The 12,298-nt window shown below is 68.0% G+C and carries 8 protein-coding genes and 2 riboswitches; of the genes, 7 read left to right on the top strand and 1 reads right to left on the bottom strand.

Features of this window, described 5'->3' with window-relative positions:
* The first annotated feature begins 257 nt into the window (after positions 1 to 257).
* Complete coding sequence (locus tag WS70_RS00915) at positions 258 to 1,160, top strand: c-type cytochrome (protein WP_059597394.1); 903 nt, start codon at positions 258 to 260, stop codon at positions 1,158 to 1,160.
* 499 nt (positions 1,161 to 1,659) lie between these two features.
* Here the strand turns inward: WS70_RS00915 and WS70_RS00910 are convergent, their stop codons facing one another.
* Positions 1,660 to 3,747 (bottom strand): UvrD-helicase domain-containing protein, encoded by a 2,088-nt coding sequence (locus WS70_RS00910; protein WP_059473400.1) that lies wholly within the window; start codon positions 3,745 to 3,747, stop codon positions 1,660 to 1,662.
* Positions 3,748 to 4,055: 308 nt separating this feature from the next.
* On the opposite strand from WS70_RS00910, the gene WS70_RS00905 reads away from it, so the two are divergent.
* From WS70_RS00905 to gcvP, 6 genes are all read left to right on the top strand, one after another.
* Entirely contained in the window at positions 4,056 to 4,850 is a 795-nt protein-coding gene (locus WS70_RS00905; protein WP_059473401.1) for a hypothetical protein, read from the top strand.
* Between the two features lie 378 nt (positions 4,851 to 5,228).
* Positions 5,229 to 6,281 carry an oxidoreductase gene (locus WS70_RS00900; protein ID WP_059473402.1) on the top strand — a complete coding sequence of 351 codons (1,053 nt, stop codon included), beginning with the start codon at positions 5,229 to 5,231 and terminating at the stop codon, positions 6,279 to 6,281.
* A 162-nt stretch (positions 6,282 to 6,443) separates the two neighbouring features.
* Complete coding sequence (locus WS70_RS00895; RefSeq protein WP_059473403.1) at positions 6,444 to 6,815, top strand: hypothetical protein; 372 nt, start codon at positions 6,444 to 6,446, stop codon at positions 6,813 to 6,815.
* A 339-nt stretch (positions 6,816 to 7,154) separates the two neighbouring features.
* Positions 7,155 to 7,264: riboswitch (glycine riboswitch) on the top strand.
* A 35-nt stretch (positions 7,265 to 7,299) separates the two neighbouring features.
* A riboswitch (glycine riboswitch) is annotated at positions 7,300 to 7,436 on the top strand.
* A 97-nt stretch (positions 7,437 to 7,533) separates the two neighbouring features.
* A complete protein-coding gene (gene gcvT / locus WS70_RS00885; RefSeq protein WP_059597393.1) occupies positions 7,534 to 8,652 on the top strand; it encodes a glycine cleavage system aminomethyltransferase GcvT in 1,119 nt (372 codons plus the stop codon).
* 81 nt (positions 8,653 to 8,733) lie between these two features.
* Entirely contained in the window at positions 8,734 to 9,114 is a 381-nt protein-coding gene (gcvH, locus tag WS70_RS00880) for a glycine cleavage system protein GcvH (protein ID WP_059473404.1), read from the top strand.
* A 105-nt stretch (positions 9,115 to 9,219) separates the two neighbouring features.
* Positions 9,220 to 12,147 carry an aminomethyl-transferring glycine dehydrogenase gene (gene gcvP / locus WS70_RS00875; RefSeq protein ID WP_059597392.1) on the top strand — a complete coding sequence of 976 codons (2,928 nt, stop codon included), beginning with the start codon at positions 9,220 to 9,222 and terminating at the stop codon, positions 12,145 to 12,147.
* Positions 12,148 to 12,298: the final 151 nt, after the last annotated feature.

Here is a 12,298-nt window from a genome sequence, read left to right as displayed (position 1 = left end):
AGATAGCCGCAACGCGTAGCAAGACGGCAAGAATACCTTGTTTCCACTGGACCGTCCACCGCGGCTGCGCGTCCATCCCACATCCCTCTCGCATCGCCCTCCGCGCGCGTCGCCCGCCCCTCCGGCTTGCGGGTAAACACGCGCCGGGCGATCGCTCGCCGCCATGTAAACGTTCCGTCTATAATCGTCCGAGCTTCACCCAACAGCCGTTCATTGCCGTACCGCTCACAATTCCTAATCATGGAGACGAGGCAAGCATGAGCGAAGCACCCCACGGAGCCCCCATCAAAACCCCCGGGCAACTCATCGCAGTTGTCATCGCGTCATTCGCGATCCCGATCGCGGTCATCGTCCTGTTCGCCACCTACGCCAATCACGCGTTCCGCACGGGCGCCGGCACCGACGGCCTGTCCGACGAAGCCGTCGCGAAGCGCATCGCGCCCATCGCACAAGTCGACGTGAAGGACGCAAACGCGCCGCGCGTCTACAAGACGGGCGAGGAAGTCTACAAGGCCGTCTGCGTAACCTGCCACGGCACCGGTGCAGCCGGCGCGCCGAAGTTCGGCGACGACGCCGCCTGGGCGCCGCGCATCGCCGCCGGCTACGACGAGGTGCTGCATATCGCGCTGACCGGCAAGGGCGCGATGCCCCCGCGCGGCGGCACGAACCCCGACGACTACAGCGACTACGAAGTCGCGCGCGCGGTCGTCTACATGGCCAATCAAGCAGGCGCGAAGTTCGCCGAGCCGGCGCAGCCGGCCACGAATGCGGCGTCGGCTTCCGGCGCGGCCGCCGCGTCTGCGCCAGGCGCTTCCGATACGGCCGCCGCCGACGCGCAAGCCGCCGCCGCGATGGCCGCAATCGCCGCTTTGCCGAAACCGGGCGAGGCGCCCGCAGCCGGCGCGAACGCCGAAAGCTCGGCGTCGGCCGGCAAGGCGCTGTACGAATCGACGTGCCAGGCATGCCACGCAACGGGCGTGCTGAACGCACCCAAGTTCGGCAACAAGGCCGACTGGGCGCCGCGCCTGAAGGATTCGATGGATACCGTCTACAACTTCGCGCTGCACGGCAAGGGCGCGATGCCGCCCAAAGGCGGCTCGAACGCGTCGGACGCCGACGTAAAGGCGGCCGTCGACTACATGGTCAACGCCGCGAAGTAAGCACCGGCGCGGCATCACGCGCGGCAGACAACCCCGCGATCCGTGGTCTTCCGCGGCGCGGGGTTTTTTCTTGATAGGGTCCGCCGGCGCATGCCGCATGCCGCAGGCGCAAGAATCGACGCGGATCGTTCGTCCGGGCGGCTCGCCACAACCGGGCTTGAGAAGCCGCGGCCCGATCCGCGCGGCCGACCTGTTTCCGCCTGCGGCTCCTTGCCAGACGTGCCTTATGCAAGATCGCGGCAAAGCCGCGGCCGGCACGTGCAGGCCGCACCACGCTGCGCGATGCAATCGCCGACGGCAACCGTCGCGAAGCGTCCGCGATGCCGCCAACCTCCGCGAGATCGTTCGCGCATCTCGTCGCGGCCCGCGAGCCTAGCCATTGCGCGATTGACCCCTCATCAGCCCCAATGACACCCTCACGTCGCGCCGCAGCACAAACGCGGCGTTCCTCATAACCGCCCGAAAACCCAGGCGCGGCAGCCCCCGCCGCGCGCCCCGCTCACTTCTGCAGCAACGCCTTCAAGCTCGCAAGCCGGTCCTTCGGCGTCATCGGCGCCTCTTCGGGCGTCGGCGGCGGGGCTTCGTCGAGCCCCATCTCGGCGATGAAGCGCGACTGCTCGCACACGATGGTCTCCCGCGCACGCTTGCGCTTCTTGCACCAGTTCAGATGCAGGCTGCGCTGCGCGCGCGTGATCGCGACGTACATCAGCCGGCGCTCTTCCTCGATCCGCTCGTCGTCGATCGGGCCGTCGTCGCTGCCGCCGCTGTGCGGCATGATCCCTTCCTCGACGCCGACAAGGAACACGTGCGGATACTCGAGCCCCTTCGACGCATGCACGGTCGACAGCCGCACCGCGTCCGGATCCTCTTCCTTGCCTTCGAGCATCGACATCAGTGCGACCGTCTGAATCAGGCCGAGCAGGTTCTTGCCGGTGTCGGCGAGGCCGTCCGCGTTGTGGAAGCCGTCCGCTTCGCCGTCGGCTGCCTCTGCCGGCTCCGGCTTCGTCCCCTTGCGTTTCAGCCATTCGAGGAATTCGAGCACGTTCTGCCACTTCGTCTGCGCCTGCCGTTCGTCGTAGGCGTCGTACAGGTACGCTTCGTAGTGGATCGCTTCCATCATGTCGTCGAGGACGACTGTCGCGGGCTCCTTGTCCGCGCGGTCGGTCAGGCGCTGGATGAAGTCGCAGAAGATCCGCAGCGGCTCGATCTGCCGCGCGGACAGCCGCGCTTCGATCCCGCCCATGTAGACCGCCTCGAACAGCGACACCTTGGCCTGCCCGGCGAACGCGCCGAGCGCCTCGAGCGTCGTGTTGCCGATCCCGCGGCGCGGCGTCGTGACCGCGCGGATGAACGCGGGATCGTCGTCGGCGTTCGCGATCAGGCGCAGGTACGCGCACAGGTCCTTGATCTCCGCCTTGTCGAAGAACGACTGGCCGCCCGACAGCACGTACGGAATCCGTTCGCGCCGCAGCACCTGTTCGAAGATCCGCGCCTGAAAGTTGCCGCGGTAGAGGATCGCGTAATCGCGGAACTGCGTGCGCCGCTCGAACTTGTGCGCGGACAGCCGGAACACGACCGATTCGGCCTCGTGCTCCTCGTCGTTGCACGGCGTGACGGTGATCGAATCGCCCATTCCGTGCTCGGACCACAGCTTCTTCTCGAACAGCTTCGGGTTGTTCGCGATCACGTTGTTCGCGGCGGTCAGGATCCGCACGGTCGACCGATAGTTCTGCTCGAGCTTTACCAAGTGCAGTTTCGGGAAGTCCTTGCCGAGCTGCGCGAGGTTCTCGAGCGTCGCGCCGCGCCAGCCGTAGATCGCCTGGTCATCGTCGCCGACCGCGGTGAACGCGGCGCGCGGGCCCGCGAGCAGCTTCAGCAGCTCGTACTGGCACGCGTTGGTGTCCTGGTATTCGTCGATCAGCAGATAGCGCAGCTTGTTCTGCCAGCGATCGCGGACCGGCTCGTTGCGCGCGAACAGCTCGGCGGGCAAGCGAATCAGGTCGTCGAAATCGACCGCCTGATACGCATGCAGCGTCGCGACGTAATTGCGATAGACGAGCGCCGCCTGGTGCTCGTCCCCGTTGGCCGCAATCGTCATCGCCTCCTCGGGCATGATGAGGCCGTTCTTCCACAGCGAGATGATCGTCTGGATCTTGCGGATCAGGCCCTTGTCGGTCGTGCCGATCTGCTCCTGGATCATCCCGAAACAGTCGTCCGAATCCATGATCGAGAACTGCGGCTTCAGGCCGACGTGCTCTGCCTCCTGCCGCAGGATCTGCACGCCGAGCGAGTGGAACGTGCAGACCGTCAATTGATTGACGGGCACCTTGCGGCCTTCCTTGCCGGGCGTCGTGAGCGTCTTGCCCTCGAGGAGCTTGCCGACGCGCTCGCGCATTTCGGCGGCGGCCTTGTTCGTGAACGTGACGGCGGCAATGTGGCGCGGCTCGAAGCCTTTTGCTTCGATCAGGTGCGCGATCTTCTGCGTGATGACGCGGGTCTTGCCGCTGCCCGCGCCGGCGAGCACGAGGCAGGGACCGTCGAGATAGCGCACCGCTTCGCTTTGAGCGGGATTCAGGCCTGCGGACATGATGGCGGATGGTGTTGCGGTTGACGGCGGCGAAGCCGGAGGCGCCGCGAACGAAGCGCAGCCGGCGCGCGGACGGCGGCGCCGGTCCCGGCAAATGGCTCGCGGGACGCGCATGTTAACACGGCGACGGCCGGCGGTTCTTTCGCGAATGTGAAACGATCGCTGCGATAGCCGTTCGGACAGTGTGCACCCGGCGTTCGCGCGACGGGGGTGCTGACCGACGGCGCGAGGCGCGCGCCGTCTCCCCCGCCGCCGATCGTGCGCGGCGTTCTTTGATAGCATGCCCCTTTTACCGGACGCGCCCTCCGATGCTCGCGCTGAAGCTCACGCTGGTTCCTCTGTTTCTGCTGATCGTGTCGATGTCGGGCAGGTGGTGGGGGCCATCCATTGCGGGCTGGCTCGCGGGGCTCCCGGTCGTCGCCGGTCCGATTCTCTTCCTCCTTGCCGTCGATCGCGGCCCCGCGTTCGGTGCGCATGCGGCGCTGCTGTCGCTGTCCGCGATCGTCGCGTCCGAATCGTTCAACTTCGCGTACGCGTGGACGTGCCGCCGGCATCGGTGGCCGCTCGCGCTGGCGGCCGGGCTTGCCGCCTGGATTACCGCCGCGAGCATGCTCGTGCGCCTGCCCGCGACACCGCTCGCCGCGACCGCCGTCGCGCTCGCAGCGACGCTGTTCGGCCAGTCCTGTCTGCCGCGCGGCGGAGCGGCCGCGCCGCGCGCCCCGTTGGCGCCCGCCGATCTCGCCGGCCGGCTCGCAGCGGGCGCGGCGCTTGCATTCGCCGTCACGTCGCTGTCAGGTGCGCTCGGCGCCGCATGGAGCGGCCTGCTCGCCGTGTTTCCGCTGCTCGGCAGCGTGCTGTCGGTGTCGTCGCATCGCACGCACGGACCCGAATTCGTCGTCCATCTGCTGCGCGGCATGGTGCTCGGCCGCTTTTCGTTCGCGGCGTTTTGCCTGTGCGTCGCGCTGGCGCTGCCGCACCAGCCGGCGGTCTGGGCGTTCGCCGAAGCCGCCGCGCTGTCGATCGTCGTGCAGGGCATGACAAAGCGGTTCGCCGCCCGCGGCTCGCGCCCGCAAGCGTCGACGAGCATGGCGACGCCCGACTGAGCGATCGCGCGCGCCGCTATCACGGGCACACGCCATCGACCTCGACATGATTACGGGAACTGCATGGGAATCGGAAGAAGTTGAAGCGAACGGGCGATATTCAGTTCGATTTCGGCTCTCGCGAGCATCGGACGGGCATCGAAAGTCGGTTGGACAGGAATCGAATCCCGTCGCTTCGGCAATCCGCCTTCCGCGCCGCGGCAGCGCCGAAAGCGTCGCACTCGGCGCGCCTGTCGTTCGGCTTACGCGCGCCCTGTCCGTTCGGCCAACGTGGCCGGCAACCCGTTCCGCCCCCATTCGTCATGCCACAATAGTCATCCGTCGCCGTGCGGCGTCCAAGCCGCAGCGCCCCCGTTTTGCAAGCAGACAGGATCGTTCATGTCGTCAACGCTCAAGATTGGTTTGATGGGTTTCGGTTTCGCAGGCGCGACGTTCCACGCGCCCGTCATCGCGCACAGCGGCCGCACGCAGATCGCCGCGATCGCCACCGGCCAACCGGAACGCGCGCGCGCCGCTTATCCGGACGCCGTCGTCGTGCCGGATCTCGATGCGCTCGTCGCGCGCGAGGACGTCGAATGCGTCGTGATCGCGACGCCGAACGACACCCATTTCGAGCTGGCGAAGCGCGCGCTCGAAGCGGGCAAGCACGTGGTCGTCGACAAGCCGGTCACCCTGACTGCCGTCGACGCGCTCACGCTCGCCCGCCTCGCGGCCGCGCGCGGCCGCGTGTTCGCACCGTTCCACAACCGCCGCTGGGACGGCGATTTCCTGACTGTGCGTCAACTCGTCGAAAGCGGCGAGCTCGGCCGCATCACCTATTTCGAATCGCACTTCGACCGCTTCCGTCCGCGCGTGCGCACGCGATGGCGCGAGGAAGCGTCGCGCGGCGGCGGGCTGCTGTTCGATCTCGGACCGCATCTGATCGACCAGGCGCTCGCGCTGTTCGGCACGCCGGATACGGTGAGCGCGACGGTCAAGACGCGACGCGACGGCGGCGACGCGCCCGACTTCGTCCATCTGCAGCTCGGCTATCCGGACAAGGACGTCATCCTGCACGCGAGCGCGCTCGCGGCCATCGATCCCGCACGCTTCACCGTGCTCGGCACGCAAGCCGGCTATCAGAAGCACGGGCTCGACACGCAGGAAGATCAGCTGAAGGCGGGCCTCACGCCCGACGACGTCGAGTTCGGCGGCGGCAACCCGCCCGGCGTGCTGCGCGGACTCGACGGCGAGCTCGAGATCGAGCGTCCGGTGCCGACACTCGACGGCCAGTACGCGGAGTTCTATCGCGCGCTCGCCGCATCGATCCACGACGGCGCGCCGTTCCCCGTCGCGGCGCAGGACGCGGTCGACGTGATGACGATCATCGAGCTCGCCGCGCGCAGCGAACGCGAAGGCCGGCGCCTGCCGTTCGTGCGCGAAGCGATCTGAGCGGCGCGCGACACGCCGTCGGCGCGATCGGGCGCCTGCGGCTTGCCTGATCTTCAAGCTTCAACAAACCGTTACAAACGATTCGGGAACGAACGTCATCTCGACGAGGGTCTGAGCCGTTCGTCTAATTGCCTGTCCGGCATCGACAATCAGGAGAATGCAATGCAACGGTTGATCCGCGCGGCGGTATGCTGCGTCCTTGTCTCGTCGCTCGCGGCATGTGTGGTCACGCCGCCGCGCCCCGCGCCGGCACCCGCGCCCGCGCCGGCACCCCGCCCAAGTCCGCAGGTGGTCGGCTACGAGCGGATGCAGCAGATCCAGGGCCGTATCGACAACCTGAACCACCGCATCGACGCGCGCGTGAACGCCGGCTACTATCCGCCGCCGCAAGGCGCCGCGCTGCATCGCCGGCTCGACGTGATCCGCCAGGAGTCGACCGACATGGCGGCCCAGCACGGCGGCGGCCTGTCCGCCGACGAGCAGCGCGTGCTGAACCAGGAACTCGATACGGCCGCTCGCGCGATCGGCGAGTGAGCGTTCCGGGCGGCCCGTGGGCCGCTCGGCCGATAACGCTTCGGGACGCGGCTTCGGCGACTTTCGCCCGAGCCGCGCATTCACGAGGCGGCACTTCGCGGTTCCAACCCCGGCCCGCTCACCGCTCACCGCTCACCGCTCACCGCTCACCGCTCACCGCTCACCGCTCACCGCTCACCGCTCACCGCTCACCGCTCACCGCTCACCGCTCACCGCGAACGCGCCACACGCTCACCGGCAAACAACGCGCCGACGTCGCCCCGCATACCACCGTCGCTTGTCTTCAAGCGACAGCTATTTGCCCAAATTGACAACCCATCCGCGCTCGCGTACATTCGCCCGCACGCGTCGGGAGAGCGTGCGGCCGTCGTTCGTTGATCGAAAGGCAAGCCGCGCCGCCGAAGGGGCACACCCGCAAACTCTCAGGCAAAAGGACCGGCCGCGTCGAAGAATCCGTCTGACGACGACATGCGTCGGACGCCGTTTTTCGCACTCTGGAGAGCGGCAGTAGCTGCGTGCACGCAACGCGTCGCACGGGCAGGCTGCCCACCGAAGGGGCGCGCGCGAACCGGATCGAATCCATCGCGCAATCTCTCAGGTATCGAGGACAGAGGGGCATGCACGCATCGCAGGCGGCTTCACGCGCCGGCGGTTCGCCGAGTCTGCCGTTTTGTTTTCGCGGCCGGGCCGAAGCCCGGCCGCCTTGCCTGAGACCCCGATGACCGTTCTCAAAATCACCCCGCTTCACGCTGCGCATCGCGCCCTCAATGCCCGCATGGTCGACTTCGGCGGCTGGGACATGCCCGTCAATTACGGCTCGCAGATCGACGAGCATCAGGCCGTGCGCACCGACGCCGGGATGTTCGACGTGTCGCACATGTGCGTCGTCGATTTCACGGGCCCCCGCGTGCGCGCTTTCTTCGAGCACGCGCTCGCGAACAACGTCGCGAAGCTGCAGACGCCCGGCAAGGCGCTCTACTCGTGCCTGCTGAACCCGCAAGGCGGCGTCATCGACGATCTGATCGTCTACTACTTCACCGAGGATTTCTTCCGCGTCGTCGTCAACGCCGGCACCGCCGACAAGGACGTCGCGTGGTTCACCCAGCTCAACGAGCAAGGCGGCTTCGGCCTTTCGATCGCGCCGCGCCGCGACTTCGCGATCGTCGCCGTCCAAGGGCCGAACGCGCGTGCGAAGGTATGGGACACGATCCCCGCCGCGCGCGCGGCGACGAGCGAGCTCAAGCCGTTCAACGCCGCGCAGGTCGCGGGCACGCCGTTCGGCGACCTCACCGTCGCGCGCACCGGCTACACCGGCGAGGACGGCTTCGAGATCATCGTCCCGGCGGCGTACGTCGAAGCGCTGTGGAACGCGCTCGCCGAGCGCGGCGTGCGTCCGTGCGGACTCGGCGCGCGCGACACGCTGCGCCTCGAAGCCGGCATGAACCTGTACGGCCAGGACATGGACGAGACGGTGTCGCCGCTCGACGCCGGCCTCGCGTGGACGGTCGATCTCGCCGCGCCGCGCGCGTTCGTCGGCCGCGACGCGCTGGAGCGCGACGGCTCGCGCGCCGCGTTCGTCGGCCTGATCCTGCAGAAGGAAAACGGCAAGGCGGGCGGCGTGCTGCGCGCGCACCAGAAGGTCGTGACGCCGCATGGCGAAGGCGAGATCACGAGCGGCACGTTCTCGCCGACGATGCAGGAATCGATCGCGTTCGCGCGCGTGCCGAAGGACGTCGCCGCAGGCGACACGGTGCACGTTCAGATCCGCGACAAAAATCTCCCCGCGCGCGTGGTAAAACTGCCGTTCGTGCGCAACGGCAAGGTGCTCGCAGTCTGACGCGCGGCAGCCGGCGCGCCCGCGCGCGCGAAACCAGACTCAATTTAAACGCTTGAACGAATTCAATCTCAGGAGCATCCGATGAGCAACGTCCCGGCCGATCTGAAATACACGGAAGAACACGAGTGGGTCCGCACCGAAGCGGACGGCACGCTGACGGTCGGCATCACCGACCACGCGCAGGAAACGCTCGGCGACATCGTCTTCCTCGAACTGCCCGAAGTCGGCAAGACCGTGAAGGCGGGCGACGCCATCGGCGTCGTCGAGTCGGTGAAGGCAGCGTCCGACATCTACACGCCGGTGTCGGGCGAAGTGGTCGAAGTGAACGCGGCGATTGTCGACGCGCCCGACCAGGTCAACGGCGACGCGTATGCGAGCTGGCTTTTCAAGATCAAGCTCGAAGCAGGCGCGTCGACCGACAAGCTGATCGACGCAGCCGCCTACGAGAAGCTGGTCGGCTAATCCACCCACTCACGAACCGCGCGGCGCGCCGGCAGCACGGGCCGCCGCGCCGCGTGGGACCAGAGTAAGCGCTAAAGCGCCAACTCTGGTCGACACAGGAATGCTATGAAGCTCGAATACCCGGATCATCTGATGAAGCGCACGCCCCTCTCGCTCGCGGCGCTCGAAACGCACGACGCGTTCGCCGAGCGCCACATCGGCCCCGATGACGCCAGCCAGCGCGCGATGCTCGCCACGCTCGGCTTCGCGTCGCGCGCCGCGCTGATCGACGCCGTGATTCCCGCGTCGATCCGCCGCGGCGACGCGCTGCCGCTCGGCCCGTTCGTGCAGCCGAAGAGCGAGGCGGAAGCGCTCGCCGCGCTGCGCGAGCGCGCGGACAAGAACCAGGTGTTCCGCTCGTACATCGGCCAGGGCTACTACGACACGCACACGCCCGCCGTCATCCTGCGCAACGTGCTCGAAAACCCGGCGTGGTACACCGCGTACACGCCGTACCAGCCTGAAATCTCGCAGGGCCGCCTCGAGGCGCTCCTGAACTTCCAGCAGATGGTCGCGGATCTGACGGGCCTCGCCATCTCGAACGCGTCGCTGCTCGACGAGGCGACGGCCGCGGCCGAGGCGATGACGCTCTTGCAGCGAGTCGGCAAGCCGAAGTCGAACCTGTTCTACGTCGCCGACGACGTGCTGCCGCAGACGCTCGAAGTGATCAAGACGCGCGCGAAGCCGGTCGGCATCGAAGTGAAGACGGGCCCCGCCGCCGACGCCGCGAGCGCGGACGCGTTCGGCGTGCTGCTCCAGTATCCGGGCGCGAACGGCGACGTGCGCGACTACCGCGCGCTCGCCGACGCGATCCACGCGGCGGGCGGCCACGTCGTCGCCGCGGCCGACATCCTCGCGCTCACCGTGCTCGCGCCGCCCGGCGAATGGGGCGCGGACGTCGCGGTCGGCAACACGCAGCGCTTCGGCGTGCCGATGGGCTTCGGCGGCCCGCACGCCGCGTACATGGCGGTGCGCGACGAATTCAAGCGGCAGATGCCGGGCCGTCTCGTCGGCGTGACGGTCGACGCGCAGGGCAAGCCCGCGCTGCGCCTCGCGCTGCAAACCCGCGAACAGCACATCCGCCGAGAGAAGGCAACGTCGAACGTCTGCACCGCGCAGGCGCTCCTCGCGATCATGGCGAGCATGTACGCGGTCTATCACGGCCCGCGCGGCCTGAAGACGATCGCGCTGCGCGTGAACCGCGTCGCGGCGCTCCTCGCAGCGGGCGTCGAGCCGCTCGGCTATGCGCTCGTCAACGACACGTTCTTCGACACGCTGACGATCGACACCGGCGCGCGCACCGCACAAGTCCACGAGCTCGCGAAGGGCAAGCGCATCAACCTGCGCCGCGTGAGCGGCACGCGAGTCGGCGTGTCGGTCGACGAAACGACGACACGCGCCGATCTCGCCGACCTGTTCGCGATCTTCGCGCAGGCGGCGGGCGCGACGGCGCCCGATGTCGACACGCTCGACGCCGCGCTGCCCGGCGTGCCCGCGCTGCCGGCCGGCCTCGAACGCACGAGCGCGTACCTGACGCACCATGTGTTCAACCGCCACCATTCGGAAACGGAAATGCTGCGCTACCTGCGCAGCCTGTCGGACAAGGATCTCGCGCTCGACCGCTCGATGATCCCGCTCGGCTCGTGCACGATGAAGCTCAATGCGACGTCGGAGATGCTGCCCGTCACGTGGCCCGAGTTCGGTCAGATCCACCCGTTCGCGCCCGCCGAGCAGACGGTCGGCTATCGCGAGATGATCGGCCAGCTCGAAGAAATGCTGGTGGCGGCAACTGGCTACGCAGCCGTGTCGCTGCAGCCGAACGCCGGCTCGCAGGGCGAGTACGCGGGCCTCTTGATCATCCACGCGTATCACGAATCGCGCGGCGAAAGCCACCGCAACATCTGCCTGATCCCGGCGTCCGCGCACGGCACGAACCCGGCGTCCGCGCACATGGCGGGCATGAAGGTCGTCGTCGTCGCGTGCGACGCGCAGGGCAACGTCGACATCGCCGATCTGAAGGCGAAGGCCGACGCGCATTCGAACGATCTCGCCGCGATCATGATCACGTATCCGTCGACGCACGGCGTGTTCGAGCAGAACGTGCGCGAAATCTGCGAGATCGTCCACGCGCACGGCGGCCAGGTGTACGTCGACGGCGCGAACATGAACGCGATGGTCGGCCTGACCGCGCCCGGCCAGTTCGGCGGCGACGTGTCGCACCTGAACCTGCACAAGACCTTCTGCATCCCGCACGGCGGCGGCGGCCCGGGCGTCGGCCCGGTCGCGGTCGGCGCGCACCTCGCGAAGTTCCTGCCGAACCAGCGCTCGACCGGCTACGCGCGCGGCGACGAAGGCATCGGCGCGGTGTCGGCGGCGCCTTACGGCTCGGCGTCGATCCTGCCGATCTCGTGGATGTACATCGCGATGATGGGCGCGAAGAACCTGACCGCCGCGACCGAAACCGCGATCCTCAACGCGAACTACATCGCGAAGCGTCTCGCGCCGCACTACCCGGTGCTGTATTCGGGCCCGGGCGGGCTCGTCGCGCACGAGTGCATTCTCGACCTGCGTCCGATCAAGGACGCGAGCGGCATCAGCGTCGACGATGTCGCGAAACGCCTGATGGACTATGGCTTCCACGCGCCGACGATGAGCTTCCCGGTGCCGGGCACGCTGATGGTCGAGCCGACCGAATCGGAATCGCAGGAGGAACTCGACCGCTTCATCGCCGCGATGATCGCGATCCGCGACGAAATCCGCGCGGTCGAGGAAGGCCGCGCCGACCGCGAGGACAACCCGCTGCGTCACGCACCGCACACGGCAGCCGTCGTCACCGCGAACGACTGGCCGCATGCGTACTCGCGCGAAGAGGCCGCGTTCCCGGTCGCATCGCTCGTCGCGAACAAGTACTGGCCGCCCGTCGGCCGCGCGGACAACGCATATGGCGACCGCAATCTGTTCTGCTCCTGCGTGCCGGTCTCGGAATACGCATGACGCGCCGGCGCGGCCTGCGCGCCGCGCCGTGTTCCTTTCATCGGCGACGCGCCGTCCGCAATACGCCGTTGCGGACGGCGCGCGCGTTCGCATTCGCCCGCAAGTCCGGCTAACATCTCACACCGCGATCCAGCCATTAAAGGAGTTCTGC

This window comes from Burkholderia mayonis (genome assembly GCF_001523745.2).
Taxonomy (GTDB): domain Bacteria; phylum Pseudomonadota; class Gammaproteobacteria; order Burkholderiales; family Burkholderiaceae; genus Burkholderia; species Burkholderia mayonis.
Note: the sequence above shows the minus strand (reverse complement) of the source record. Positions and strands in the feature narration are given on the sequence as shown.